Below are 26,208 nucleotides of genomic sequence, written 5' to 3' on the forward strand. Positions count from 1 at the left end.
TTCTAATCTTCGACTGAATATCCATTACCTTCATTAACCGGTAAACCTTTTTATGGTTGACCTCGAACCCTTCTTCCTTAAGGGCGGTCACCATTCTAGGGTAGCCAAACTCCTTGTGTTTGAGATGGATGGAAAGCATCTGGTCCATTAAGCCCTTATCGAGTTCCTTTTTCTTTTCGCGTACCTCAATTGTCTTAATCCATTTGTAATAGCCTGACCTCTGTACCTCAGCAATTTCAGTTAACCATGTGACGGGATATGTCTCTTTAAGCTCATGAATAATCTCAAACCTTATTGCTTTTTTGATTTCACCTCCCCGTGAAGATTTGGATACTGCTTTTTTAGGTAGTCAACCTGAGCCTTATAGTAATCCCGTTCTTGTTCTATATTATTGAACTTTGTTTTTGGTCGTCCTTTAAGCGGGTTATTAGTAGAAGAAAGTTTTCCCCTTTGATCGGTAAGCTGATTGCCTTCCTCATACTTTTTTACCCAAGTTTTTAATGGGGTTGGGCTTGGCAATCCTAACTCCTTAGAGAGAGTCTGGTAACTACCATCACCATTTATGTATCTCTCAACTGCTAAACGCCTGAATTCCTCTGTATAGGATTGAAATTTAGTCCCCTTTTTAGCCATAAAAAATCCCCTCCAAGTAGTAGTGTATCATTCCCGCCTGATGAGCGGGCTTTTTTACACTGTCTACTTAAAGGGGATAATATCATTTTGACGGTCCTTTTTTGGTGAGATTAACACAAATACATTTTTGTAAAGTGCCTGCTACTTATTTATAGAGTTATTATTGCTCTCATCACGATTTGTGGAAGCTGTTTTGTCATCGGCTTCAGCCCCTTCAACGATCTGGTTACCTATAGCACCGCCTGAAACACCGCCTATTACAGTACCAACTAGTCCAAATGGAGCACCTATCATAGCACCCGCAACGGCTCCATTAAAAGCTCCTGTTGCTTCACCAAAGTCACTCGCATCTTGATTTGCATTACTACCAGCTTGATTGTTGCCACTTTCTTCTACATTTTCACCAAATTTATTGCGTTCATTACTCTGATTCATCTATTCACTTCCTTGTTTATTAATAGGGAATATGCTGATGATGAAAGCACACCATCCCAAACATATACTACCCAGATGAAGTAGTTTTACTCACTATGTTGGTTCAAGATATACTTGTCTTATCGGCAGTCATTTTTTCTTGTTCAACTAATGGGTGTAAGAGTTTAAGATGGATCGCTGCGGCGGTCTTTTTTGCTTATTGTGCTAACTGGGCAGGTTAGTGAAAGAAGGTATTTCACTTCATACTGAAGAATTATAGATAAATGACTTTTGTAATTGCAGTAATCGGAGGAAAAGGAATATGAACCAAAAAGAATTTGAGTCGGTCATAAAACAACCAGCAAAAATAAGATATGAATATTTTATTAAGAAGGTCGTTGATTATGAGGAAGTGTGGGGGTTATTTGACGGAGGTTGGGCAACTGCACAGGATGATGATGGAATTATGTTGATTCCTTTCTTTCCTAAAAAGGATTTTGCAGAATACTGTGCCGTTAATGGTTGGAGAAATTTCAAAGCAAAATCGATTGACTTGTATGATTTTATTGACAAATGGCTTGTGGGAATGAAGAAGGATGGAGTTAAACCTTCCATTTTCCCTACAAATCAAGATGCGGTGAAGGTCGAGATAGATCCACTGTTAAGGGACTTAAATAACCAATTAGAAAATTATTAAGATAAGGTCTAGTGTTTCTCCATAACGGGGAAATGCTTTTTTATTAGGGCAAAAAATTAACTGCAGTTCGAGCACTTGGGGCCATACTCTCCCCATAGTGTTCCTATTTCGGAAGATGTAAGTTTTAAATTATCATTTTCCATTTGTTCTCACCTCTTCCTTATTTTTTACTGACACAGAAAAGATATGCGTATCTTTGGACTTAAACCTTTTAGATGATAATAGTTGAGCAGATTCTTGTTAACTAACGTGTGCTTGAGTTCAAGAAGGATTGCAGTCACAGCTATCCTTTTTCTTATTCAAAAAATGGGAGTTTTGTTGAAAAAGTCATACCTATAATACAGTCAATTTCTTGCCAAAATAGAACGTCAGTAACAATGAAGATTCCGAAACGATCATGTGGTTGACGGAAGATGAGTTTGAAGATTTGCTTGATACAATAAGGAAGAAACCCGTCAAAAGTAGGTGAGTGAATCCGGAGGAAAAGTATCGCCGTGATCGGGCAATTATTTACTTGCTTACATACGCCGGCTTGCGCGTGGATGAACTTTCGATTTTAAATTAACGGATATCGATTTAGATTTGAAGTGGATTCCAATCGTTGGAAAAGGAATGAAGAAGAACCGTCCCTATTTCGAATACGTTGATGGCTGAAACCTTCCGGCAGAAATGGCGAATCAGAAACCGCATGTAGAGGATTCCCCTTATGTTTTTTACAGCTAGTAGGGTTCGCGGGATTCAGACGATGGTCAAAAATTACAGCTTACCTAATAAAAAACTAACTCCCCATGTTCCGTCATACGTTTTGCAAATGGATGCTTAAAGCGACGAATAATGATATATGAAAAATTAAGAAGACTCGCCGGCTACAGTAACATCTCGACAACAGGTAAATACTTAAAGGATTTGTATAGTGATTTGGCGGATGCTGGTGAAGCCTTGCCAAAATTTTAAGCTGATTAAATTCAAGAATGCTCTTGTACAAGAAGTTTTTGAATGGATCGAATCCATCAAGGAAAATGTCACAGAGAGGAAGAGGGACTGAGTTCTCCCTTTTTCTTTTTTTAAAAGTGCACCATATACGATGGAAAATTTCCGACTAACACCTTGAATCGTGTCGCTTATTTCGCTTTGCTCCTTTTTATTTAGAGAGTGTTGACAGCTGTTGTTATTTTCCATGTTTGTGTTGAATCGGAACCTTTATTGTACGTGACCCATATAGTGGTACAAGGAGGTAAGAAAATGGCAGCAGTATTGAAAATATCTAAATGTAATTTAATTTTTTTTATTTACAAGATTAATATAGATTTAAACAATCCTTATAAATACTTGAAAATGATAGGGCGTACCTTATGAGTATAGGGATTATTTTGATGGGTTTATTTGTAGGTTTTTTGGTCGGCTTGACCGGTGTAGGAGGAGCATCACTTTTAACACCTTTATTGATACTAATGGGGATCAATCCTTCCATTGCGGTTGGAACAGATCTTGTTTATAATTCGATTACGAAATTGTTCGGAGCTTTTCAACATTGGAGACAAAAAACTGTTAATGTTCAGATGGTTAAGTATTTAGCGTTGGGAAGCATTCCGAGTGCGGTGGTGGCGATAGTTATTTTTCGCTATTTTGAATCTTATTCCCATAATCAAGAACTGATTATTAGACATGCCTTAGGATATATCTTAATTTTGGTATCACTAGCTACCATAATCCGAACTTTCTTTGAAAAAAATTTACCACCCAATCGTTGGCAATTAAAACCTTTGCAAGAAAAGAAGGGGTTAACCATTTTGATTGGTTCCATTCTTGGGTTTATCGTTGGACTAACCTCTCTTGGTTCAGGTTCTTTATTTGCTGTTGCTATGATCTATCTTTATCGAATGACGACATCAGAGATGGTTGGTACCGATATTACTCATGCGTTTCTCTTAGTTTCGGTTGCTGGCTTGCTTCATATGGGATATGGAAATGTTAACTACATGCTTGTGGCTAATCTATTGCTGGGTTCCATCCCAGGAGTAATTATGGGCAGTACCATATCGACAAAGATTCCGGCAAGACCCCTCCGAACCATTGTTGCTGTTTTAATCTTCGTAAGTGGACTAAAAGTACTCTGAAAAGGAAAAACTCACGTCAACAAGACAAAAAATAACCATCGGTTTATATGCCGATGGTTATTTTTTGCCGAAATATGTAATAAAAAAATCCCCTTTAATCATTTGCCAATTTATTAATATCTGAATTTGGGTTATCAGAGATATATAAATTAAATTCATTTTCCAGTTCTTCTAAAATTAATTTCCCTTTTGGAAAAACAACTTCATCTTAACAAATATGGCATCAAAATTTTAAAGCCACCATTTTTAATTTGTTGTACTTCTTGAACAAGCCTTTGCTTTTGTATGTTGCTTGACCAGTCTTCTTCACACTTTTCAATGAAAAGGTTGAAATCTTTTATTTAGGTCGGGGAAAGCGACCATTTCTAAAAAGAAACAATTAAAGTTGTACCATTTTTAAATTAAATAACATAACATTAATATATGGTAAAATTTGGAAATGGGGTTTGTTATGAAAGCAGTAATACTAGCTGGCGGTACAGGGACTCGGTTGCAACCTTTAACAAAGATTATCAATAAGCACTTGCTTCCAGTTGGTTTTCATCCAATGATCTATTGGTCACTAAATCGGTTAAAACTTGCAGGAATAAATGAAATTTTAATTGTAATTAATCAAAAAGATTTAGATTCATTTTTAGAATTATTGGGTAATGGGGAAGAATTAGGAGTTAAATTGTCATATAGTATTCAAGAGAAACAAGGCAGTGGAATTGCTAATGCTTTAAAATGTGCAAGAAGTTTTGTTGATGATAAGTTTCTCCTCTTGTTAGGAGATAATTTGTTTGACGATGATTTAAGCCCTTTTATTGAGGATTTTCGGAAAGGTGAATATGAAGCAAAAGTCCTGTTAAAAGAAGTGAATGACCCTGAGAGATTTGGAGTTGCAATATTAAATGAGATTAATCATTCTATAGAAATGATCATTGAGAAGCCTAAAAATCCTAAATCAAGATATTGTGTAACGGGAATTTACTTTTACGATAGCCATGTATTTGAATTAATTGATTCGTTACAACCATCTAGCCGTGGAGAATTAGAGATTACTGATTTAAATAACCTCTATATTCAAAAAAAAGGATTACATTATGACATTTTAAAGAACTGGTGGCTGGATGCTGGAACTTATGAAGCTTTATTCGAAGCGAATAAACATTTTTTTGAAAAGGGAAAAGTTTAAAAAAGGGGAATTTGTATGCAAAAAGAAATTCTGGTCACAGGTGGTGCCGGATTTATTGGTTCAAATTTTATAGAGTATATGCTTAGAAATACGGATTATAATATTACAAATGTGGATAAATTAACCTATGCTGGAAATATGTTAAATATGAAGGACTTTAGTACAGATGGAAGATATCGATTTTTTCAATTTGATATTGCCATTAAAGAACAACTTCGAATGGTGTTTGACCGAAAGTATGATGCCATTCTAAACTTTGCCGCAGAAACGCACGTTGATAGAAGTATTGAAAATGCGGAACCTTTTATAAAAACAAATATTCATGGAACATTAAATCTTTTAAATTTCGTATTACAGGGGAAAGCAAAAAAGTTAATCCAAATTTCTACAGATGAAGTATATGGTTCACTTAATGAGAACGATTTCCCATTTACAGAGAAATCTCCCCTTTCTCCAAACAATCCCTATTCCGCAAGTAAAGCTTCAGCAGATTTACTCGTTCGTTCCTATTATCAGACCTATCAGCTCCCAGTTATCATTACCCGTTGCAGTAACAATTATGGTCCACATCAACATACAGAAAAATTAATTCCCAAAATCATCACTCAAGCCTTACAGGAAAAGGAAATTACTTTATATGGTGATGGAAAAAATGTACGGGATTGGTTATACGTGGAGGATCATTGCAGGGCTATTCATAAGGTGCTTGAACAGGGACAACCAGGTGATTTATTTAATATCGGGGGAGCCTGTGAAAAGACGAATGAAGAAGTTGCTTCCTATATTTTGGATTTGCTTGGTAAATCGAAAGACTTAATTACACATGTTACAGACAGAAAGGGCCATGATAGACGTTATTCCATTAATTTTGGAAAAATAAAGACCAAAATTGGATGGCATCCCACTTTTTCATTTGAAGAAGGAATCAAAAAAACAATAGATTGGTATAAAAGAAAATTAGGGTGATACGATGAAGATTCTCGTTACAGGTGCAAATGGACAGTTGGGCAGAGAAGTAGTGCATCAGTTTAATCAGAACTACGAAGTCATAGGATATGGAAAAGATGAATTGGATATTTCCAATTTAGATCGTGTGTCTTTCATCTTAAAAAAAGATTGTCCAGATGTAATCATTCATTCTGCAGCCTACACTGCTGTTGATGAATGTGAAACACAAGGAATAAAGGCGATAGAAATAAATGGACTTGGAGCAGCAAATGTAGCGAGAGCTGCTAGAAAAATTGGAGCAAGAATGTTCTATATAAGCACAGACTACGTTTTTAATGGGGAGAAAGAAATTCCCTATCTAGAAAATGATAAGACAAACCCATTATCCATGTATGGATTAAGTAAATTGGTAGGTGAGTTAATGGTACAGACCATATTACCTAATAGTACAATCATTCGTACATCTTGGCTATATGGGCATGATGGTAAAAATTTCGTCAAAACCATGATTCACTTCGCCAGGGAAAATAAAAAAGTAAGAGTTGTGAATGATCAGGTTGGTAGTCCGACATATACAGCCGATTTAGTTGAAATTATAAATGTCTTATTAGAAAAACCTAATGGAATCTATCATGTAAGTAATACAGGGACTTGTAGCTGGTACCAATTTGCAAAAAGAATTTACAAAGAAGCAGGAAGTGACCCTGAATTAGTGACACCATGTACGACTGAGGAATATGGTGCATTGGCAAAAAGACCGAAATTCTCCGTTATGGATCATGGTGGATTAAAAAGTAAGAAAGTACCGCTTCCACGTAAATGGGAGGTTGCTCTACAGGCTTTTATGAAAAGGGAGTTTTTCAAATGATTGAAGGTGTAAAGGTAAAAAAATTGTTGAAGCATTGTGATGATCGTGGATTTTTTATGGAACTTGTGAGAGATGATGAATTCCTGCTTTCACGATTTGGGCAAGCGTCCATGTCAATGAGTTATCCCGGAGTAATTAAGGCTTTTCATTATCATGAAAAGCAAGATGATGTATGGTTCTTTCCATCAGGAAACGCTCAAGTTGTCCTTTACGATTTAAGAGAGAACTCCAAAACGAAAGGGCAGACAGACGTTTATTATATGGGGGAAGATAATCCGATGGTGCTTGTCATTCCAACAGGCGTTGCCCATGGCTATCGTGTATTGGGGCAAAAACCCGCAACCATCATTTATTTTACAACGGAATCCTATGATCCAAATCATCCAGATGAGAAAAGGATAGCATGGGATGATCCAATGATTGGTTTCAAATGGACAACGAAAAATAGATAAATCATTCGAAAGGTGGCCAGAGAATAAAGTGGAAAGGGGCTTCAATCGGGAAAAGGAACGCTCAGATATTATCGTTTGTATACACAATGCCTTAGAAGACGTAAAGGAATGCTTAGACTCTATCTTACAAAATACAAAGATTCCCTATTCTTTGATATTAGTAAATGATGGGAGTGGGGAAGAGACTACGAGATTCTTAGAGAATTTTGCGGCCAGAGAAAATGTAATTTTAATCAATAATCAAACTGCAAAAGGTTATACATTTGCAGCAAATCAAGGATTACAAAGGTCAACTAGCAGTTACGTAGTCCTGCTTAATAGTGATACAGAGGTAACGCCTCATTGGTTAGAAAGAATGATTTCCTGTGCAGAGATGGATAAGAAGATTGGAATTGTAGGTCCCTTATCCAATACGGCATCATGGCAGTCCATTCCTAAGTTGAGTGAAAATTTAGACTGGGCTGAAAACCGTCTACCTGAAGGAATGAACATAGCAGAGATGGGAAATATCGTTTTTGAACAATCCCTTAAATTTTATCCTAAAGTTCCCTTCATCAATGGCTTTTGCTTCCTAATTAAACGTTCAGTTATCGAAGATATTGGTTTTTTAGATGAGGAGAATTTTGGACCAGGATATGGGGAGGAAGATGATTATTGTATTCGTGCTAAAACGAACGGATGGGAACTGGCAGTGGCTGATGATGTCTATGTTTATCACAAACAATCGCTCAGCTATTCCCATGAAAGGAGAAAGCAACTGTCATTAAGAGCACGTAATAAACTTTGTAACAAGTATGGTGAACCATTCTTGCTTGAAAATGTCCAGTTATGCGTTCATAATCCTTATTTAGCCTTGATTCGTTCCTGGTTTCAATTCATCTTAGATCAATATACATTTACAAAAGAGATCAAAGAAAAATGGAATGGAAAAAAAATTGTTTTTGTTGTTACAGAGGAAAGGGTAAATGAAAAATTAAGATTGATCATCCAGGAAGCGTCTGTCATGAGGAAAATGGGATTGGATGTAAAACTAATTACTTTAAACGAGAATAAAAAAGAAATCCAGGATTATTGTACTTCAATGAATACGGATCTTCCTGTATTCGATTCGGTCCAGGTGGAGGTTCAAGCTGTTTTAGCAGCATCAGCAGTCGGAATTGCAGCTTCATTAAAGGCACTAAAATGGCTTCATTCATATCCAATAAAGGGTGCCTTCTATATTTTTGATTTTGAACCTTTAAACTACCCAAAAGGGTCGGCTGAGTATCAGGAGGTTATGAATGCTTACCGAAGTACAGAAGCTGTTTTTTTAACAAAAAGCAGAATTATTCAAAAGTTAATCGCGGACTTTGCTGGAAAAACATCCTCACTCATTTCACCAAGTATCATACTTCCGAAACCAACTAGGCTTAACCATATTAATCGTCCGACTGCCTCTATAAATATCGCCATCACCACATCACCTACTGATCTTCTTACTAAAAAAGTAATCGTTGAAATTTCACAACTCTATAAGTCATTGCTTCAAATCGATTGGATTTTTATTGATGAAGAAACCCAATTTCCACTGGACAAAAAAATAGATCTATTAATTGATTTTTCATCATATCAGAACATTGGGTTAATTGCTATGGAAGCGATGTTAAACGGCACGGCTGTCATTCTTCCGAAAAATGGGATTGGAAAGGAATTTGTTAAGCATAAAAAAAATGGTTGGCTTGTTGATATCCGGTCGTACCGTGAATGCTATTTTGCTGTGAATGAATTAATAAAAGATTTAGCAACGAGGAAAGGGATACAAGAAAGGGCACAGGTACAAGTATATTCGTTTTCACCTGAATATGCTGTGTCAGAAATTTTAAAGGCGGTTTTAATATGAACATAACCTTCATTCTTCCATGTTACCCGCACCGACCAGTAGGTGGTTTTCGTATCGTATATGAATATGCAAATGAACTAGTTAAACGCGGTCATCATCTCACCATTATTCACCCCGCATTTGTTGTTCATCCGGCCTATGGGAATGAGGCTGTGAATGAAGACAGTCCATTGCCTGTCCCGCCGGTTATTAATTGGCAAAATATTGATCAGAGAATTGAAATGAAATTTGTCCCTTATTTAGGTGAAGAATTCATTCCAGATGCTGATGCTATTATTGCAACAGCATGGTACACAGCAGATTATGTGAATCAATATTCAGATACAAAGGGAGTCAAATTTTATCTTATCCAGAGTCATGAAATATGGGATGGCCCGGAGGAATTAGTCAATCGAACCTGGCATTATCCGATGCATAAAATTGTTGTTTCGAAGTGGTTGCTAAATATAGGTGAAAAAATGAAAGCAGATAGTATAATCTATATTCCAAATGCCATCGACCATGGAAAATTTCATGTTACGGTACCAATTGAACAACGTCCGAAAAAGGTTGCCATGTTATTTTCAAATCAGGAAATTAAGGGGGCTAGCGATGGGCTCAAAGCAATAGTATTGGCGAAAAAGGAAATCCCTGAATTAGAGGTTGTTTGTTTTGGAGTATCAAGAAGAAATAAGATCATTCCTAAAGGGATCAAATATATTCGTAATCCCTCGCAAAAACAATTGGTTGAAGAAATATACAATGGCTGCTCTATTTATCTATGTCCAAGCTGGATTGAGGGCTGGGGGCTGCCATCTACAGAAGCTATGGCCTGTGGATGTGCATTAATCTCTACGAAAAATGGCGGGGTTGAGGATTTTACCGAGCATAATAAGTCTGCATTGCTCTCACCTCCCAAGGATCCAAGGAAGCTGGCAGACCATATTATTCGCTTAGCTAATGATGACCAACTAAGAATTCAAATGGCGAAAAATGGTTTGGAGACCCTTAGACAATTTAACTATAAACATTCTACTGATTTGTTTGAGGACTATCTTCTTTCAAAGGTTAAATAAAGAAAAAGGATGTGTAAAGGTTGGAGAATGAACAAATTATTTTTATGCATATTCCTAAAACAGCAGGGAGGACATTGAGAAGTATTATAGAAAGGAATTATCCTAAAGAGGAAATTATTCGAACATACTCTGATGAACAGATTGAAGCATTTAAATCACTTCCAGATGAAGAAAAAAATAAATTCAAATTTATCGTTGGACACAATTACTTTGGAATGCATGAATTTTTAAACGGCCCATTTAGTTATATCACCATGCTTAGAGACCCTGTTGAGCGGGTACTCTCTCTGTACTTTTTTATTTTAAGAGAACCAGGAACACCGATGTACAAAAAATATCATAAAAAGGGATTTGAATACTTTCTTGAGGAAGAACCACAAACGATCAACTGGCAAACCCGCTTTGCTTCCGGTGGAGACCTGGATCTGGAAAAAGCCAAAGCAAATCTAAAAAACTACTTCTCAGTCGTGGGTATCAGTGAGCGCTTTGATGAATCATTAGCCTTAATTGAAAAAACATGTACCTTAAATAATCTTAAATACAGGAATGTAAACGTTACACCCAACAGACCAAAAAGGGAAGAGCTTTCTCCACATATCATAAAAAAAATTGAAGAGAATGTTAATCTAGATTTGGAACTATATGAGTATGCTCAGAAATTATTCGAAGAAAAATTGAATCAAAATTAATATTTTTTCGGTAATTAGGTTTCCTGTTTGTTGTTTCAGTCTGTTATATGATGAGCAGGAATAGGAAAATGTTGAATATATATAAAAGTGTGTCACAAAAGTATATTTTGGGGCACACTTTTTTCTTGTGAAAAATAAAAAAATCTTCCTCTTTGGTATAATTAAATCAACACAAATAAAAAACTGACAAAAAAAGAAAGGATGGTCTTAAAAAGGCCGTTAATTGCGACCTTTTGAGACAGTCTCCTTTCCGTTAGGACTCTTTTAACCCTTCTATTAAAACCTTAATTACTTCTGAACGGCTAAACTCCGGAGGTGGAGAAATACCGTTACGTAACATTTCTCTTACCTTTGTTCCAGATAATAGAAGGTGATTCTCTTTAGAATGTGGGCATGTCTTACTTGAAGCCATGTTTTTACATTTCGTGCAATAAAAGCAGTGTTCAAATGGTAGGATTGTTATGCCAAGTTCATCTAAACTGAAATTTGAAAAGATTTTTTGGGAATCATACGTCCCGTAATAATTTCCAACCCCTGCATGATCCCGTCCAACAATAAAATGTGTGCAGCCATAATTTTTCCGTACGAGTGCATGGAAAATCGCCTCTCTAGGTCCGGCATATCTCATGGCTGCAGGAAATACAGCTAAATATACCTTGCTTAATGGATAGTAATTTTCTAATAATACCTCATAACTTTTCACCCGGATTGAAGCCGGTATATCATCATATTTGGTTTCTCCAACTAAAGGATTTAAAAATAAACCATCTACAATTTCAAGTGCTGTTTTTTGAATATATTCATGGGCTCTATGGACGGGGTTTCGGGTTTGAAAACCAACAATCGTCTTCCAATTTCTTTTTTTAAATTCTAATCTTGTTTCAAAGGGGGATTTGTATAATTGGGGAAAATTCCCTCCCTTAGGTGGAATTTTTATTAATTGAATCGGTCCAGCTAAATAGACATTAGGCCGGCTAAAAAGTTTTTTGACGCCAGGATGCAAAGGATCTGTTGTTTGGAATACCTTTTTTGCTTCTTCCATTTTATTTGGTACATATATTTCGCAAAGCTCTAATACACCATAAACGACTTTATTATAGGTTAACTTTATTTTTTCTCCAGCTTTTAAGTTAGCTGCTTCGTCTTCTGTGACTGGGAGTGTGACCGGAATACTCCAAATTAAATCATTTTTTAACCTCATTCTCGAAAGGACCGATTCATAGTCTTCTTTGACCAGAAACCCCGTTAAAGGGCTGTATGCCCCGTTTGAGATTAATTCCATGTCAGATAAGGCCATTGAATCTATTTCAATTTCCGCTGAAATGGGAGTTAAATCATAATCAATATTGATTCGATTGATTAATTTTCCGCCATGAGGAATACTTAATGCCAAAATGTTCACTCCTTCACTTGGATGATTTTTATTTTATCAAAAAGATAACTGCTTATTGTTTTTACACATTCTTCAATAGAAAGTTCAGTTGTGTCGAGGATGATCTCGGGGTTTTGGGGTTCTTCATAAGGTTGGTCGACACCTGTAAAATGGGCAATTTTACCATCCCTAACTTTTTTATAAAGTCCTTTTGGATCGCGCTTTTCACATTCTTCAATTGGACATTTTATATATACTTCTATAAATTCTCCCTGATTAAAGATTGATCTTGCACGTTCACGTTCACTTGCAAAAGGAGAAATTATGGCAGCGAGAACAATAATACCGGCATCAACAAGGAGGCTCCCGATTTCGGCTGTCCTTCGGACATTTTCTTTTCTATCTTCTTGTGTAAAAGTGAGATCCTTATTGATGCCATGCCGTAGATTATCTCCATCTAGTAAATACACACTAATCCCTTTTTTAAATAATTCAATTTGAAGTACATTTGCAATGGTTGATTTTCCCGATCCAGAAAGACCTGTAAACCAAATCATCATACTGTTATGCCCGTGTAAATATTGTCTATCTTCTTTTTTTATGACCGATTCATGCCAAACAACATGATTATCGGGATCTCCTTTATGCAGGATCCATTTCTCCTTTCAAGTACGCCTAAGACCATTTTAAATATGGCCATTGAATCAAAATTTATAAAATTCACTCCTGAAATAAACAGACACCTTAAAACTTCGTTATAAAATCAAGTATTTATTTGATTAAGGATAAATTGAAGCCTATGGGAAAGTGTGTGGTTGTTCAATACCCGTTCATAAGCATTTTTAATATAATTAGTTCTTCCTTTTTCATCATTTACAAAATCATTGAGGAGATGAATGCATTCATCCTTATTGTAAAAAGGGATGATTTCGTTATAAATGTTGAAATGTTTTTCTAAATCAGGTTTATGGGAGATCAGTTGAAATCCACCACAAGCCCCAATATCAAATGTACGATTATTAATACTTTTATTTTCAATTCCAAGGGTGTTTTTATTTTTAAAAAAGTTATAAGTACGGTGAGGATTTAGGATAATTTTAGAAATACAAAATAGTTCTCTTACATAGGCCGGTTCTATCCATTTATTAATTATTTTCAACCTATTGAAATAGTTTTTACTCCGTATATATCTCTGCCATAAAGGACCAACGAGGATGATCTTGTGAGATGTATGTTTGAGAATATAATTGATTAATTCAATTCTATCTGGGTAAGGGTAGCCAACAAGACATACGTCGAATGAATCAATGCTTTGAGTACTGGTAGGATAATATATAGAAGGATCTGTTCCTAAAGGAAGATGGTAAATATTCTTATCTGAAAATGTTTTTCTATAAAACTCAAAAGCACCAAAATCTATCGTGAATATAAAATCATAATCATTAAGTAGTTCTATCGAATGATCAATATAAAATGGGTCTTCAGTTAACCAAATACAAAGAACTGAATCTTTTTTTTTAAAATCTCAATTAATTTTCTATCCGTTTTATATCCAACCATCGTCAAAATTAGATTTGGATTAAACTCGTTGATTAATTCAATTGTTTCTGGAGTATAATCTGGAGGAACTTTTATAAAGGCATTGTTTAAGAGTAAAAATGTTTCCTCAATGGATTTTTCCAAATAAGGGTAAATTCCTAAACAACCTGATGAAATCAGTAAGATTTTCATAGTGTTGGACTCCTCTATAATTCTTATAGAAAAAGGGAAAAATATTACCTAAATTGAATAATATTTTTCCTTTATGTTTACTACGGTAGAAGTACTGAAAAGGACTCTATGCTAGTACAACGTATTACTGTTAATTGACTTTCTGTAAATGGTGAGACCGATGGAGGTTCGATTATTTTAACCAAGCATTTAGATGTTACCCTTTCTAATTCACCTTCGATGACATCCCCGGATACTGTTCGTATAGTAACGTTTTGGCCTGTAAAATCTCTTAGTCTTTTACATAATCTTTCATTACACAATTTTTTCACCCCTATAAAGACTTCATACCTTGCCAATATATTCACATAGTCTTATTTTGGATAGGGCTAATACATAAAAAGGAAAAAGAAGTTCAATTTTTTATAAAACCAACACATAAAATACAAAAATGTTTCCAATCTGCTTATGTAATTCCATTAAAGCACCCTTGCTAAATAGCCAACCATCCTTGCTTGTAAGTAAGCTTCGAATGATGTATTAAGCTTTCGTTCCCGTTAGCGTAGTTACACTACAAAGTATGTTAACACCTTACATTTTTGCGTTTGAAACCAAGCTGCCCTCTATCTATATCCTTTTGAATATTTTCTGAAGCAATCAGGATACTGCTTTTTTTCTTGCCCCGCCTAACTTCGACTGGGCCTATTGCCTTTGCGGTTTCAATCGCCTTATCATGGAGCTGCTAATATGAAATCCCGACTGTGTAAATAAAATTATTCATAGCGTATTTCGTTCGATCTGGAGAATTGTGAATCGTATTTTCCACTTGATCAACATACTGGCAATCTTGCTTGCGCAAAATCGGTTTCTGCCAAAGTTACTGCAACCACAGAAAGCACGTTACAACAAATGAAAAGTGCAGAACAAGGTTATACTGTTCACATAAGACAATTTTCTAATCAACTTCAATAAATTGCACAGCATGAAGCTTCAGCTGTTCAGCGAATTCAACAACTTAGCCAATTATGTACCCAATGAAGCCAAGAAGTTCAACGTGTGTCTCAATTAGGGACTCCGCCCTAACCTTGGCAACCTCAAGTAGTAGGAGTTCATCAACCATTTATACAACCCGTAACTTCTTATTCACCAATAGATTCACAGCATTAAGAATGTCTTGCTTCCCGTTATCCAACTAAAAAACGCCTTTAAGTTAAACAGACTATAATTAGAAGAGGATAATATGTTCAATATGGGAGCATATATCCTCTTTTTTTTACATAATAGAATGGATAATCAGACATTTGAACTAGAGTCTAATATGGATATAATGTTTAGGAATATCTGTTTATTAAGGTGGGGGACGTAGCCCAACAGCGGGAGGCGTAGTGAGGTCGTAAGACCGAGCGTAAAAAGTATTTAGGGGTGAGGATCTATGCGTGTACAAGAAGTGATCCTAGAGGAAGGAAAGAGATACATATTAGTAGATAGAGAGGGCATTCCTGTAATTCCTGTTATGAAGTATCTCAAGTTTTTGGATGTAACAGGGAAAAGCAGCAACACCCAGAAGACATACTGTTATGCGCTAAAGCAGTATTTCCTTTATTTACAGGAGACAGGGAAAGATTACAAACAAATAAGATTAGAAGATTTGGTGGAATTTGTGGGCTGGTTACGGAATCCTTATGGGAGCACCAACGTGACATCTCTTCAACCTGTACAAGCAAAGAAAACAGAGAGGACGGTAAACCTAACGGTCACCACTGTTACAAACTTCTATGACTACTTATACAGCAATGAAGAGCTACCGCATGACAGCAAGCACAGACACCGACTCCAAAACACAGAACGGAATCGTTACTTCAAAACTGGGACTTTTGCTACGATAAAGAAGATTGGTATCCCCTCTCGCTGACGCACTCAAAGCGCTTACGGCGGAGCAAGCAGATTGGCGCCCGGCTGGCGAGCATGCGAACACGATTTGGGAGACAGTTGAGCATTTGATTTTTTACAAGGAACGGTTGCTCAAAAGAATTACCGGTGAGGAATCGCGGTATCCGGAAGGGTTGACGAATGACGATACGTTTGCAGTTGCTTCGAAAACTGAGAGCGATTGGGAAGCCACGCAAAATAGGCTAAAAAGCGTCCATCATGGCATCCGTGAGCGTATTACGAATTTAAACGTTGACCAATTGCAAGCTCTTGTTACTGATCGTCCATTAAACGAGTGGCTGAACAGCCTCATTCTCCATGACGCTTATCATACGTGCCTATTATCCTTTCCGCAAGCTGCAAGGCTCTTGGCCATCGCGCCGCTCTTTTGAATAGGGCAAAAGATTAACTGCAGCTCGAGACCTGGGGCCCTAGATATCACGAATTACATCAAATATTTGTCGAGCTATTTGACGAAATGTCGGCAACGGAGAAAACGCCTACACTAAAGGGGCAGAATAGTTAAACAAGATCTTCGGCTCTATGGTAAAATATGGTGAGAATATTTGACATGACCACACATTAATGAACATGCCCAATGACCACAAAGGAGGAACAATTCCAATTTTTGCAGATTGAAAGCAATTCTCTATAAGGAGAATTGCTTTATTTTGGTATAATCCTATCCAATACCCATTTCATTTTCTCTGCTCAGGATTCTCTCTTAATTCATCCCAATATAAAAAGACATACTCTGGTTCATGCTCTTTTTTCATCTCATCAATACTTGCGATTATATCTGATGTTTTCGGTTTATTCGTACGCAAAGTATTACTAGCGTTCTGTTTTAAGCCCTTTTCATCCATGATATACACTCTCCTTTTTAGAGTAGTTTGTACCCTGCCCCTCTTCTTATTCTTGTTTTTACAAGGAATGTAGTCAGGTGAAACATCCAAAATAAAAGAAGAAAAATGAGCATAAATTAGGAAATATTAAAATGTAAAAAATGGACAAAACCATTGTATAATCATGATGTCCTTTTTTCGTTCGTAAACGAAAAGGAACTATAAATTTTTAAATATATTCGAGGTTATTACATGCGTGCAACGCTTGTAGGTCAGGCGCCTTAAAATACTTCTCCGCCATATTCCCAATTATGTATAAACGGACACGATAAAATATAATGAATTAGAAGATTTAAATAAAAATATGAAACCTTTAAGTATGGTGGGAAGGAATTATTTTTATATTACCGGGGAGTTTTAAAATGGATATTCAACATCTTAAATATTTTGTAGAAGTAGCCAAACAGAAGAATTTTACCAAGGCATCTGAGAGCCTGCATGTATCTCAGCCTTCCATCAGTAAGATGATAAAAAGCCTGGAAGTGGAGCTTCAAGTGACGTTGCTAGATCGTTCGGAGAGAAAAGTGGAGATGACAGATGCGGGGAAGATTGTTTATGATCAAGCATTGAAAATTTTGCAGATGATAGAAGATATCCATTCTTCTGTAAACGAAGTCGTTCATGTAAAAAAGGGAACTATCAAAATGGGATTAATGCCGACTTTGGGAGTGATGTTATTTCAGAACGTTCTTGCTGATTTTAAAAAGGGTTATCCGCAAATTGATATGCAAATGGTCGAATTTAGCGGGAAACAATTAGAACGAAAGGTAGTACAAGGGGAAGTGGATGTGGGTATTACCGTATTACCAGTTGACTCTGAAGTGTTTGGATCCATCCCCTTATTAAAAGAAGAACTGGTTGTCATTGTTGACAGGGATCATTGGCTGTCGGAAAGAAAATCTGCATTTTTATCCGATTTAAAGGAAGAAGCCTTTATTCTTTTAACCGAGGAATATATTCTGCATGATGTGGTAATGAAGGCCTGTTTGCAATCGGGATTTGAACCTAATTTAGTCTACAAAAGCTCCTTATGGGATATCGTCGGAGAGATGGTAGCGGCACAATTTGGGATATCTATCATTCCTAAGTCGGTAGCAAACCGATTTAAGGATCAGGTTTCTATTGTTGCTATTACTTCACCTCAGGTTGATTGGGAATTGGCATTGATTTATAAAAAGAATAAGTATCTTTCCTATGCAGTACGGGAGTTCATTACTTATATTCAGGAAGGAAAACCCTAACTATAACTTTGTAGAATAGTTTTGATGACTTTTATATATTTTATGAATCGTGATTCTCCAAGTAGAATGATCTATATTACATATTGTTCTATTTCGGAGGTGTTGCTCTTGAAAAAGGGCTTAATGATTTTATTTCAAATTGGGGTTATTACTGTGTTTACCTGGATTGGTAAATATATTGTCTCTCTTCTTCATGTACCTATTCCAGGAAGTATTATTGGGATGATTTTATTATTCTTCGGTCTTCATTCAGGCTTGATTAAATTAAATTGGGTACAAGCGGGGGCTACGCTTATTATTTCCGAGATGATGTTATTTTTCATACCGGCAGTCGTTGGATTTATGCAATATTCATGGATATTTGGCATCAAGGGCCTAAGTATTTTATTCATTGTTGTTAGTGGTACAGCACTTATGATGATAGCAACAGGTGTCATCTCCGAAAGGATCCTAGAAAGAAAAGGCGGTGAAGTAAGGAGATGGTTACCAAGATTTTTTATGTAATTATTACTATCCTTTTTTATTTTTTTGCGAAAAAGGTCAATCGGAAAAAGCCAGGATTGTTATTTTCACCAATCATTCTCACTCCTGTTCTGCTCATTGTTCTCCTTTTGATAATGGATATACCATACAAAGAATATGCAAATGGCACTTTTCCACTAAATGAATTATTAGATGTTGTAACCGTTGCATTAGCTATTCCATTGTATCGAAACTGGTCTTTTCTGGCGAAAAATTGGCGTGTGATTGTATGTAGTCTTGCCGCCGGCTCCTTGATTGCTGTTGTTTCGGGCATTTTATGTACTTACCTGCTTGCAATGGGGAAGGATTATATGCTCAGTATTATTCCTCGCATTGTCACCATTCCAATTGCTGTCAGTTTGTCTGAATCCATTGGAGGGATTCCTGCCATAACTGTTCTTTTTAGTATGTTGACATGCTTTGTAGGTGTCTTCATAGGACCAGCTATAATGAAGCACTTTTCCATTAAGCATCCATTGTCCATCGGCATGATGTATGGTTTGGGTGCACAGGCACTTGGAACGGCAAAAGCGTTTCAAATCGGGGAAAAAGAGGGAACAACCTCCAGTGTATCCTACATTCTGACTGCCATCCTTACAGTCATCTGGGCATTAATCCTAACACCTTTTATTGGCTAAACATTTTAGGTTATTTCTATTTGTAGAACCGATTATTGTGAGGGCAAGTTATGAAAAAATTGTGGAAGTACCTTCTCTTAGGTGCGGTTGTTCTTTTAGTATGGTTGTTTTTTTATTCTAATTTGATTAAATATCCGATTAGGTGGACTAATATGATGATTGGCATAAAAGCAGAACCAAGGTACATACCTATCGATTATCAGGAAAGCTATGCAACTATAAAGTCGTGCGGGAAAAGATGTGATATTCTTAACATCATTTATGATGGCTCAAACGAAAGATTAGTTGTCACTGCTACAAATTATGTAAGTTGGTATGATGATCCAAAGTGGGATAAAAATACAAACATACCTAGAACTAATTATTACTACCAAAATAAGAATGGAAAACAACTGTTGTTTTGGAAGGATGAAGAAGAGGAGTTAGAATTGGGACTTGAATACTCTGGAGAAAAGTCTTTGCCTAAAAAGGAACTTATAAAAATAGCAAGGTCCATTAAAGCCGAAGGAAAGAAATTAGATTAATAAATTTTATACTCACAATTAATACTGGTAAACTAAATCCTTATTAAGTGATGGGTGAAAGAATTGAAGACCCAGCAGATATCTTTGGCGTTTTTTTCTTATTAAGCTAAAGGATGCAAGAGTTTAACAATGAGGTGCAACGGCAGCTCATTTTCTTTTTGTGCTAACGGGGCAGTTTACTTGAATAGGCACAATAGAAATGTAAGACGACATTAACCCCAATGCTCATTTTGATTAATAATTTTTTGTCCATAAATTTGACTCCTTTATGTCAAAACTTGTGGGAGAAAATTACTTTGTAATTAACAATCCTAGTGATATGATTTTGTTATTAATTAAAGGGGGAATAAAAAATGAAACAAGAATCTCTCCATCAATGGCATAAAGAGCATAATAAACGAATAGCAGAATTTCATAAAAAACACGAAATTGAAATTCAACGTGGTGAAAATGGGAACGGTTTGTTAGCTAAATGGGAAAGAATTTTTTATAAAAATGTCATTTATCCTCTAAAGAAAGTGAACTAATACCACTTAAATGAACTGTCCTCTTGGTACGGTTCATTTTTTTATTTAGCAACATTCATCTATTGTTGTTAAATTTCTTATTAAAGTAACGGGGCAGGATAGTTTAAAAAGGGAAGTCTAATTATTTGTTTTATTTTTTAGCCCTAAATGGCACGATAACCACGGTCTGTACCGCTGACGCCTACATTCCGTAAACTACTGTTTCATTTAGGGCAGGCCTTGTATAACTACCTTATTATTTCCTCAAAAAAATTGATAGATTTACCCTTTCACCGCACCTTGCGTCAGACCATTTACGAGGTACTTTTGACAGAACGCAAACAAGATCATGGTAGGAATAACCGATAGTACCGTTCCAGCTGACATTGCTCCCCATTCAATATCATATTTTTTTATAAAAGAATTCATCGCCACCGGAATGGTTTTGACCGATTCCTCATCAATAAACATGACCGCCATAATAAGCTCGTTCCAGCACTGAACAAACGCAAATATAAAGGTGGCCATAATTCCTGGCAGTATTACAGGAACAATGACCTTAAATAATGCGCTTATTCTTGAGCATCCATCAATCATTGCAGCTTCTTCCAATGAGGCAGGAATTCTCTGGAAAAACCCAACCATAATTATCGTGCAGAAAGGAATCAACATAACCGTATAGATCAGCATTAAGGAAAACAAATGATTAATAAGCTGCATATTTGACATCATCATATATAACGGAGCCATACCAATGAAAATAGGGACCATTTGAGTAATGAGGAAGCCGCCCATCACCTGTCCTTTCCCTTTGAATTTGAATCTTGCAAGGACATATCCCCCAAGCAAAGAAATAATCAATACAATAAAGGAAGCAACGATGGAAACCAAAAAGCTGTTGAAAATATAAGTTTGAAAATGAGAGATTTTAAATATTTGAATATAATTATCCAGTGAGAATTCTTTTGGCCAGTATTGAATCGGCAGAGTAAAAATGTCCTTCTGTGTTTTAAAGGAAGTAATAATGATCCAATACAAAGGAAAAATGGTGATGGCCAAAAAAATGCTTAAAAAACCTATTTTCAGAGTACGAAGCCAAATTCCAGCATTAGTCATTAAAAATCACCTTTCCTTTCAAATTTTGAAGCTTTTATGAAAAACACCATGAAAGAAAGAAGGATGACAACGATGATCAGACCTAATGCAGAGGCTTGTCCATAGTTCTGTTCAAACATAACCTTATCAATCAGGTATGTAGAGAGAATATGCGTTGCACCAGCCGGACCCCCATTTGTCATGGAATAGATAATATCCGGGAAGTTGAGAATCCAAATTACTCTCAAGAGAACGGTAATAAAGAGGGTAGGTAAAATATAAGGCAAGGTAATATAGAAAAGCTGATGAAGCTTGTTTGCCCCATCTATTTCAGCCGCTTCATACAACTCGTCAGGTATCGATTGAAGCGCTGCCAAAATCATGATGGCAAAGAACGCTACTCCATACCAAATATTCGCGATAATAACAGAAGCCATCGCCCACTTGGCTTCGGCTAAAAACGCAATAGGTGCATCAATCAACTTTGTTTTGAGAAGAAGATCATTAATGACCCCAAATTGCCCGTTAAACATCCACCGCCAAATTAGCCCAATCAAGAATCCCGACATCGCCCATGGAAAGAAGACAAGACCCTGATATATTCCTCTTCCTTTGAAGTGTCTCCTCATGCTAAGGGCAAGCACAAAGCCAAGGACCAATTGAAAAAATAATGAGATAAAAACCCAATACACACTGTTCTTAACAATGGTGGCAAAGTTAGGACTTGAAATAACAGCTTTAAAATTATCCAATCCTATAAAATGAATATTCATTAAGTCGAAGAGGGTGTAATTCTGAAAAGCCATAACTGATCCTTTAATGATGGGATAATATACAAATACCGATACTAGAACAATCGCAGGCGCTAGACAAAGAAGGATAAAAATCCCTTCTTTTGAGAAACGAAAGGGGGCTTTCTCAAGCTGAACTCCTGGATTGTCCGCATGTAAAATCTGCTTCTCCATTTTCAAAAGATTTCCTCCTTACTTTAGCAACAGGGAGAAATGGATAGCTTTCGCTATCCATTTCCATTGCCAAACTACTTTTTGTTTTCCGCTTTTTCTTTAGTCCAATATTCGTCCCATTTTTTCAAGAGATCTTTAGCCGAAGTATTTCCGGATAAGAAGGCCTGAAGATCTTGGTCAGCGGCTGACTGCCATGCACCCCATCCCTTGAAATCGATTGGTCTTGTCACGTCGAGGAAAATATCCGGTTGTGCATTCATATCTCCGTACGGTTTAAAATAACCTGTTTTATAAAATTCATCATCAAAAGCATTCTGATGAACTGGAATTACAGAACTCCTTTTTGTATACTCATTGCTCTGTTCCGGATCACTTAGAAACTCAATAAGCTTCCATGCTTCTTCTTTATGCTTAGAATAGGCGGTCATCCCCCAGCCAGGGCCGCTGACTACTTGTTGGGCTACACCAGTTGGTCCAATCGGTAGAGGTGCCGTTGCCCATGTTCCATCCTGCAGCTTTTCCTTCGCAGCATCGATGACTTCCGCATCCTGGATCAACATCGCGGTGCTCCCTGAAACAAATCCTTGCACCATTTCTGGGAAGCCCCAGCTGATCGAATCTGGAGGAGAAACTTCCTTATAAACCTTTTTATAAAAATTTAACGCTTCTAACGATTCAGGTGAGGAGAATAAAGTCTTACCATTCTCTAGGAAAAATGCATTATCTGGATTAACCTTTTTACCATTGTAAGCCCACATCGTAATTAAAGCGTAATCCCATCCGGTCGGGCCTCCACGAAAACTATATCCATAGCGATTCTTTGCTGGGTCTGTTAATTTCTTTGCTGCTTCATAGAATTCGTCCCATGTTTTGGGTACTTCTAGTCCTGCTTCCTTAAACCAATCGGTACGGTAGAATAAGACACGCTGATACAAACCGTTAGGTATGTAATATGGAGTATTATCCACCCAAGTGGCACGCTTTTTGGCAATATCGTTCAAGGAATCGTAGTTTTTCCATTTCTCTGTGTAAGGCTTCAAATCTTCGATGAAACCATTCATGGCAAATTGTTTGGCATTGAATTCGCGGACCTCTACAACATCCAGCGCCTCTTTAGCCATTAGCATTTGGGTGATTTTTTGGTCCGCACCATTAAAAGGTGGGGAGATCAACTCTACTTTGATATTCGGATTCGCCGCTTCAAACTTGTCTATTAACTCGTTGAGCAAAGCCGTTCTTGCCGGGCTTGAAAGGCTTTCGATCATTTTTAAGGTAACCTTTCCATCCGAATCTTTCCCATTGCCATTCGACTCTGTACTTGAACCCTGGCTGCAACCTACAACAATAGAAAGTAATAGGCAAATGGAGAAAAATAATGCAAAATACTTTTTCCTACTTCTCATCTAAATCCCCCCTAAAAGCGCAAAATATAGTTGTTACCATGTCCCACCTGATTGCATGAGATGTTATAACCTACTAAAAATTGATATTTTCTAATCACCTCATTCTATTGAACCAAGATTAATCAGGATCCTCATTGATGTCTGAATACCCATAAAGATTACACAACAATGACAACCCTTACATAAATTATTTCAATAATATTAAATACAATTTTGAAAATCAACAAATTATTCTAAATATTCATAATAATGTAAAAATATTATAAAAATTGGTAAAGATATTATAAAAATAACTAAAATTATTTAAAACTCTTCGATTTACGCACATTAAACTTTCGAGGGTGTGCTTCGTACAAAAGCCAGGAGGAATCCTAGCTTTTGTTTATGCAAGAAACAATATGGGCTATCATAAATCCACGATTCCCCTCCGTTAACTGTTGATACAACACGAGTTATATCCGAATAAGCTATATATAGTTCAAAATAAGGAGGTGCATAAAATGGCAAAGCATGCTTTTAGAGCTTTTAATCTTGGTGATCAAGTTATTTCCAGGTTTGACGACCCAACTAAAGTCTTATTTCCAATGGTGGAATATGATCTAGCACATGAATATAACCCAACTACCTCTACGTTTATTCCTTCTACTAGTGGTGTGTATTCCATTTGTGTCGGATTATATATTGATCCACTTTCGGTAAGTCAGCCCCTTGATATGGCTATTCGGATTAATGGAGTATTAAAAACGTTTCTTTTCGGACAACCTTCTGTAGATGGAGGAACTATAGTAATGGGGTGTAACATAGTACCACTTTTTGCTGGAGATCAAGTTGATATAATTATAGGACACGGCGATGACATCAGATTAGACGGCGGTAAAGATAGATTCTATTTCACAGCCGCTTTATTTTAACAAGCCTATATGGTGAGATTATGTAAAAAAGAAGCCTGACGGGCTTCTTTTATAATTGTACTAATTCAGGATTAAGGACAGTATTTTCCTTTCATTTGGCGGAATTACAGATAGCAGCTTAAATTTCTTTAAGTGAAATTCATTAGGTAGTAGCTTTATTGTTTTAGACATTTAAAGTACGGTCAGAAAATCAACTAAAATACGGGCAAGGACCCTGTCGGGCAGCATGACTGACATCCACCTCATGGTATTCAAATGTCGGGCACTAAGATTTTTACATGATCTAATACACTAAAAAGTGTGCCCCATTTTATGAGCCTCGTTTAATAAAGCGGCAAAATGATTTTTGTTCTTATCTTGTAAGCTATCATCAAATTCCGCAAGAGTATTATATATAAAATGTACTTTTGAATCTTGAACTCCGCAATATTCCGCCAATCCTACGTTCAGATGGTGCTGCATCATCAAATGATAACTACGTTTTTCAAATTGAGCCTGAGTTACACCAACTAAGGCAATCCATCTTATTTTTTGAACGGGTAATTTGGCTGTACCATATGCAAATCCATTATTCCACACCCGATCAAAATATCCTTTCAATATAGCAGGCATGCTGTACCACCACACTGGGAAAATAAAGACTAATGCATCGCTTGCCCGGATTCGATTCATTTCTCTCAACACTTCGTTCGAGTATACTTTGTTGGGATTATCCCAATCAGGCTCATCTTGCGGAAATAATAGCGGATTGAATCCTTCGGCATACAAATCGGCGATTTCGTATTCATGTCCTGCTTCGGACAATCCTGCAGTAAACCGCTCTGTTATGTTCGACGTCAGTGAATCTGTTCTAGGATGAGCAAGGACAACAAGTATTTTCATAAGTCTGCCTCCAATTTCATCATATATCTTTTGTTTCATATTAATATAATACAATTAGTCTCTTTATTATGTTATTAATCTCCTCTTTGTAAATTAGTAAATGCATTTTTTATGCCCTTATGAATTAAGCAATTGCAAAATGGTAATTCAAAATGAACTCAGTTCATTCTGTTTTAGAAACAAGGTAGGATCAATTTACTAAGGTAAATGGGGAAATAGCAATTCCTTTGTTTTAAATAGTATTATTCAGCTAACGGGTGCTTGAATTCAAAAGGGAGCATTAAGTTATTGGAAAAGAAACCAAAGGAAAGGGTGTGTATAATTATTTGGACCATTGAATAAAAATTCATTATATGTTAATATAACAATAGTTTAAATTCTTCTGAGTTTAGACCTCCTAAATGGACTTAGCCTAGACCACTAAGTTCAACTTTGACCTTTGATTCTATAGATCAAAGGTATTTTTTTGTTTGGATATTGTTGTAAATTGGACTCAATCTACATAATTTTGATTTAAATTGAATATAGTTTTTGCAATTTTGTACTTAAACTAACGGGGCAGGTTAGTTGAACAAGGAAGCTGATATAATATATAAAAAAAGTGTTGGAACGGTGAAAAAAATGGAGCTATATACTTGCCAATGTTGTGGATATAAAACTCTTACAGAAGGAACAC

At 36.4% G+C, this 26,208-nt stretch carries 28 protein-coding genes and 3 pseudogenes; 18 read left to right on the plus strand and 13 right to left on the minus strand.

Going from position 1 to position 26,208, the window contains the following annotated elements; translation table 11 throughout:
- The 3 genes from LC455_RS32010 to LC455_RS30255 all read right to left on the minus strand — a co-directional run.
- A partial coding sequence (locus LC455_RS32010; protein WP_369075776.1) for an IS3 family transposase occupies nucleotides 1-307 on the minus strand: 307 nt, incomplete at its 3' end.
- Entirely contained in the window at nucleotides 292-633 is a 342-nt protein-coding gene (locus tag LC455_RS30250; protein ID WP_223596634.1) for a transposase, read from the minus strand. The genes LC455_RS32010 and LC455_RS30250, both read right to left, overlap by 16 nt.
- A 141-nt stretch (nucleotides 634-774) precedes the next feature.
- Nucleotides 775-1,068, minus strand: coding sequence for a hypothetical protein (locus LC455_RS30255; RefSeq protein WP_223596636.1), 294 nt, complete (start codon nucleotides 1,066-1,068; stop codon nucleotides 775-777).
- A gap of 301 nt (nucleotides 1,069-1,369) precedes the next feature.
- On the opposite strand from LC455_RS30255, the gene LC455_RS30260 reads away from it, so the two are divergent.
- From LC455_RS30260 to LC455_RS30305, 10 genes and pseudogenes are all read left to right on the plus strand, one after another.
- A complete protein-coding gene (locus LC455_RS30260; protein WP_223596638.1) occupies nucleotides 1,370-1,744 on the plus strand; it encodes a DUF2750 domain-containing protein in 375 nt (124 codons plus the stop codon).
- A gap of 376 nt (nucleotides 1,745-2,120) precedes the next feature.
- Nucleotides 2,121-2,698 (plus strand): annotated as a pseudogene (locus tag LC455_RS30265) (tyrosine-type recombinase/integrase); the annotation flags it as partial.
- A gap of 398 nt (nucleotides 2,699-3,096) precedes the next feature.
- The gene (locus LC455_RS30270; RefSeq protein WP_223596640.1) at nucleotides 3,097-3,861 is read left to right on the plus strand and encodes a sulfite exporter TauE/SafE family protein; all 765 of its coding nucleotides are present in this window, start codon (nucleotides 3,097-3,099) and stop codon (nucleotides 3,859-3,861) included.
- A 451-nt stretch (nucleotides 3,862-4,312) separates the two neighbouring features.
- A complete protein-coding gene (locus tag LC455_RS30275; protein WP_223596642.1) occupies nucleotides 4,313-5,038 on the plus strand; it encodes a sugar phosphate nucleotidyltransferase in 726 nt (241 codons plus the stop codon).
- Nucleotides 5,039-5,053: 15 nt separating this feature from the next.
- Entirely contained in the window at nucleotides 5,054-6,004 is a 951-nt protein-coding gene (gene rfbB, locus LC455_RS30280) for a dTDP-glucose 4,6-dehydratase (protein ID WP_223596644.1), read from the plus strand.
- Between the two features lie 4 nt (nucleotides 6,005-6,008).
- Nucleotides 6,009-6,854, plus strand: coding sequence for a dTDP-4-dehydrorhamnose reductase (gene rfbD / locus LC455_RS30285; RefSeq protein WP_223596646.1), 846 nt, complete (start codon nucleotides 6,009-6,011; stop codon nucleotides 6,852-6,854).
- Nucleotides 6,851-7,306 (plus strand): dTDP-4-dehydrorhamnose 3,5-epimerase family protein, encoded by a 456-nt coding sequence (locus LC455_RS30290; protein WP_223596648.1) that lies wholly within the window; start codon nucleotides 6,851-6,853, stop codon nucleotides 7,304-7,306. Before rfbD ends, LC455_RS30290 begins: the two co-directional genes overlap by 4 nt.
- Nucleotides 7,275-9,185, plus strand: coding sequence for a glycosyltransferase (locus LC455_RS30295; protein ID WP_223596650.1), 1,911 nt, complete (start codon nucleotides 7,275-7,277; stop codon nucleotides 9,183-9,185). The genes LC455_RS30290 and LC455_RS30295 overlap by 32 nt, the downstream gene beginning before the upstream one ends.
- Nucleotides 9,182-10,240, plus strand: a complete 1,059-nt coding sequence (locus LC455_RS30300; RefSeq protein ID WP_223596652.1) for a glycosyltransferase family 4 protein — start codon at nucleotides 9,182-9,184, stop codon at nucleotides 10,238-10,240. Before LC455_RS30295 ends, LC455_RS30300 begins: the two co-directional genes overlap by 4 nt.
- 20 nt (nucleotides 10,241-10,260) lie before the next feature.
- Nucleotides 10,261-10,929 (plus strand): sulfotransferase family 2 domain-containing protein, encoded by a 669-nt coding sequence (locus LC455_RS30305; RefSeq protein ID WP_223596654.1) that lies wholly within the window; start codon nucleotides 10,261-10,263, stop codon nucleotides 10,927-10,929.
- A gap of 253 nt (nucleotides 10,930-11,182) precedes the next feature.
- Here the strand turns inward: LC455_RS30305 and sat are convergent, their stop codons facing one another.
- From sat to LC455_RS30330, 5 genes and pseudogenes are all read right to left on the minus strand, one after another.
- Nucleotides 11,183-12,322, minus strand: coding sequence for a sulfate adenylyltransferase (gene sat, locus LC455_RS30310; protein WP_223596656.1), 1,140 nt, complete (start codon nucleotides 12,320-12,322; stop codon nucleotides 11,183-11,185).
- A gap of 5 nt (nucleotides 12,323-12,327) precedes the next feature.
- A complete protein-coding gene (gene cysC / locus LC455_RS30315; protein ID WP_223596679.1) occupies nucleotides 12,328-12,951 on the minus strand; it encodes an adenylyl-sulfate kinase in 624 nt (207 codons plus the stop codon).
- Between the two features lie 113 nt (nucleotides 12,952-13,064).
- The gene (locus LC455_RS32015; protein ID WP_223596680.1) at nucleotides 13,065-13,796 is read right to left on the minus strand and encodes a CgeB family protein; all 732 of its coding nucleotides are present in this window, start codon (nucleotides 13,794-13,796) and stop codon (nucleotides 13,065-13,067) included.
- The gene (locus LC455_RS30325) at nucleotides 13,787-14,032 is read right to left on the minus strand and encodes a hypothetical protein (RefSeq protein ID WP_223596658.1); all 246 of its coding nucleotides are present in this window, start codon (nucleotides 14,030-14,032) and stop codon (nucleotides 13,787-13,789) included. The genes LC455_RS32015 and LC455_RS30325 overlap by 10 nt, the downstream gene beginning before the upstream one ends.
- 562 nt (nucleotides 14,033-14,594) lie before the next feature.
- Nucleotides 14,595-14,912: pseudogene (locus LC455_RS30330) on the minus strand (DNA alkylation repair protein); the annotation flags it as partial.
- Nucleotides 14,913-15,443: 531 nt separating this feature from the next.
- Between LC455_RS30330 and LC455_RS30335 the strand changes: the two are divergent.
- Both LC455_RS30335 and LC455_RS30340 read left to right on the plus strand, forming a co-directional pair.
- A pseudogene (locus LC455_RS30335) lies at nucleotides 15,444-15,836 on the plus strand (site-specific integrase); the annotation flags it as partial.
- A gap of 67 nt (nucleotides 15,837-15,903) precedes the next feature.
- Entirely contained in the window at nucleotides 15,904-16,332 is a 429-nt protein-coding gene (locus LC455_RS30340) for a DinB family protein (RefSeq protein ID WP_223596660.1), read from the plus strand.
- Nucleotides 16,333-16,638: 306 nt separating this feature from the next.
- Here the strand turns inward: LC455_RS30340 and LC455_RS30345 are convergent, their stop codons facing one another.
- Nucleotides 16,639-16,806: a hypothetical protein gene (locus LC455_RS30345; RefSeq protein WP_223596662.1), complete on the minus strand. Its 168-nt coding sequence runs from the start codon at nucleotides 16,804-16,806 to the stop codon at nucleotides 16,639-16,641.
- Between the two features lie 401 nt (nucleotides 16,807-17,207).
- Here LC455_RS30345 and LC455_RS30350 point away from each other — a divergent pair, with 401 nt between their 5' ends.
- The 5 genes from LC455_RS30350 (at nucleotide 17,208) to LC455_RS30370 (ending at nucleotide 20,297) form a co-directional block, all read left to right on the plus strand.
- A complete protein-coding gene (locus LC455_RS30350) occupies nucleotides 17,208-18,086 on the plus strand; it encodes a LysR family transcriptional regulator (RefSeq protein WP_223596664.1) in 879 nt (292 codons plus the stop codon).
- A 108-nt stretch (nucleotides 18,087-18,194) separates the two neighbouring features.
- On the plus strand, nucleotides 18,195-18,590 hold the full coding sequence (locus LC455_RS30355; RefSeq protein WP_223596666.1) for a CidA/LrgA family protein: 396 nt from the start codon (nucleotides 18,195-18,197) through the stop codon (nucleotides 18,588-18,590).
- The gene (locus LC455_RS30360) at nucleotides 18,566-19,246 is read left to right on the plus strand and encodes an LrgB family protein (protein WP_223596668.1); all 681 of its coding nucleotides are present in this window, start codon (nucleotides 18,566-18,568) and stop codon (nucleotides 19,244-19,246) included. Before LC455_RS30355 ends, LC455_RS30360 begins: the two co-directional genes overlap by 25 nt.
- A gap of 152 nt (nucleotides 19,247-19,398) precedes the next feature.
- Complete coding sequence (locus LC455_RS30365) at nucleotides 19,399-19,770, plus strand: hypothetical protein (RefSeq protein WP_223596670.1); 372 nt, start codon at nucleotides 19,399-19,401, stop codon at nucleotides 19,768-19,770.
- 353 nt (nucleotides 19,771-20,123) lie between these two features.
- Entirely contained in the window at nucleotides 20,124-20,297 is a 174-nt protein-coding gene (locus tag LC455_RS30370; RefSeq protein WP_223596672.1) for a hypothetical protein, read from the plus strand.
- Between the two features lie 261 nt (nucleotides 20,298-20,558).
- Here the strand turns inward: LC455_RS30370 and LC455_RS30375 are convergent, their stop codons facing one another.
- From LC455_RS30375 to LC455_RS30385, 3 genes are all read right to left on the minus strand, one after another.
- Nucleotides 20,559-21,392, minus strand: coding sequence for a carbohydrate ABC transporter permease (locus tag LC455_RS30375; protein WP_223596674.1), 834 nt, complete (start codon nucleotides 21,390-21,392; stop codon nucleotides 20,559-20,561).
- The gene (locus tag LC455_RS30380) at nucleotides 21,392-22,336 is read right to left on the minus strand and encodes a carbohydrate ABC transporter permease (protein WP_223596681.1); all 945 of its coding nucleotides are present in this window, start codon (nucleotides 22,334-22,336) and stop codon (nucleotides 21,392-21,394) included. Before LC455_RS30380 ends, LC455_RS30375 begins: the two co-directional genes overlap by 1 nt.
- A gap of 74 nt (nucleotides 22,337-22,410) precedes the next feature.
- Complete coding sequence (locus LC455_RS30385) at nucleotides 22,411-23,739, minus strand: ABC transporter substrate-binding protein (protein WP_223596676.1); 1,329 nt, start codon at nucleotides 23,737-23,739, stop codon at nucleotides 22,411-22,413.
- A gap of 500 nt (nucleotides 23,740-24,239) precedes the next feature.
- Here LC455_RS30385 and LC455_RS30390 point away from each other — a divergent pair, with 500 nt between their 5' ends.
- Complete coding sequence (locus LC455_RS30390; protein WP_223596677.1) at nucleotides 24,240-24,650, plus strand: hypothetical protein; 411 nt, start codon at nucleotides 24,240-24,242, stop codon at nucleotides 24,648-24,650.
- 291 nt (nucleotides 24,651-24,941) lie between these two features.
- Here LC455_RS30390 and LC455_RS30395 read toward each other — a convergent pair whose 3' ends face one another.
- A complete protein-coding gene (locus tag LC455_RS30395; RefSeq protein WP_223596678.1) occupies nucleotides 24,942-25,532 on the minus strand; it encodes an NAD(P)H oxidoreductase in 591 nt (196 codons plus the stop codon).
- Between the last annotated feature and the right edge of the window lie 676 nt (nucleotides 25,533-26,208).

Source organism: Neobacillus bataviensis (genome assembly GCF_019969725.1).

What these genes read in the sequence shown, in the direction of transcription:
- LC455_RS30250 (WP_223596634.1), bottom strand. Translation starts at nt 633, where the DNA reads ATGGCTAAAAAGGGGACTAAATTTCAATCCTATACAGAGGAATTCAGG.
- LC455_RS30255 (WP_223596636.1), bottom strand. Translation starts at nt 1,068, where the DNA reads ATGAATCAGAGTAATGAACGCAATAAATTTGGTGAAAATGTAGAAGAA.
- LC455_RS30260 (WP_223596638.1), top strand. Translation starts at nt 1,370, where the DNA reads ATGAACCAAAAAGAATTTGAGTCGGTCATAAAACAACCAGCAAAAATA.
- LC455_RS30270 (WP_223596640.1), top strand. Translation starts at nt 3,097, where the DNA reads ATGAGTATAGGGATTATTTTGATGGGTTTATTTGTAGGTTTTTTGGTC.
- LC455_RS30275 (WP_223596642.1), top strand. Translation starts at nt 4,313, where the DNA reads ATGAAAGCAGTAATACTAGCTGGCGGTACAGGGACTCGGTTGCAACCT.
- rfbB (WP_223596644.1), top strand. Translation starts at nt 5,054, where the DNA reads ATGCAAAAAGAAATTCTGGTCACAGGTGGTGCCGGATTTATTGGTTCA.
- rfbD (WP_223596646.1), top strand. Translation starts at nt 6,009, where the DNA reads ATGAAGATTCTCGTTACAGGTGCAAATGGACAGTTGGGCAGAGAAGTA.
- LC455_RS30290 (WP_223596648.1), top strand. Translation starts at nt 6,851, where the DNA reads ATGATTGAAGGTGTAAAGGTAAAAAAATTGTTGAAGCATTGTGATGAT.
- LC455_RS30300 (WP_223596652.1), top strand. Translation starts at nt 9,182, where the DNA reads ATGAACATAACCTTCATTCTTCCATGTTACCCGCACCGACCAGTAGGT.
- LC455_RS30325 (WP_223596658.1), bottom strand. Translation starts at nt 14,032, where the DNA reads ATGAAAATCTTACTGATTTCATCAGGTTGTTTAGGAATTTACCCTTAT.
- LC455_RS30345 (WP_223596662.1), bottom strand. Translation starts at nt 16,806, where the DNA reads ATGGATGAAAAGGGCTTAAAACAGAACGCTAGTAATACTTTGCGTACG.
- LC455_RS30350 (WP_223596664.1), top strand. Translation starts at nt 17,208, where the DNA reads ATGGATATTCAACATCTTAAATATTTTGTAGAAGTAGCCAAACAGAAG.
- LC455_RS30360 (WP_223596668.1), top strand. Translation starts at nt 18,566, where the DNA reads ATGGTTACCAAGATTTTTTATGTAATTATTACTATCCTTTTTTATTTT.
- LC455_RS30365 (WP_223596670.1), top strand. Translation starts at nt 19,399, where the DNA reads ATGATGATTGGCATAAAAGCAGAACCAAGGTACATACCTATCGATTAT.
- LC455_RS30370 (WP_223596672.1), top strand. Translation starts at nt 20,124, where the DNA reads ATGAAACAAGAATCTCTCCATCAATGGCATAAAGAGCATAATAAACGA.
- LC455_RS30375 (WP_223596674.1), bottom strand. Translation starts at nt 21,392, where the DNA reads ATGACTAATGCTGGAATTTGGCTTCGTACTCTGAAAATAGGTTTTTTA.
- LC455_RS30380 (WP_223596681.1), bottom strand. Translation starts at nt 22,336, where the DNA reads ATGGAGAAGCAGATTTTACATGCGGACAATCCAGGAGTTCAGCTTGAG.
- LC455_RS30385 (WP_223596676.1), bottom strand. Translation starts at nt 23,739, where the DNA reads ATGAGAAGTAGGAAAAAGTATTTTGCATTATTTTTCTCCATTTGCCTA.
- LC455_RS30390 (WP_223596677.1), top strand. Translation starts at nt 24,240, where the DNA reads ATGGCAAAGCATGCTTTTAGAGCTTTTAATCTTGGTGATCAAGTTATT.
- LC455_RS30395 (WP_223596678.1), bottom strand. Translation starts at nt 25,532, where the DNA reads ATGAAAATACTTGTTGTCCTTGCTCATCCTAGAACAGATTCACTGACG.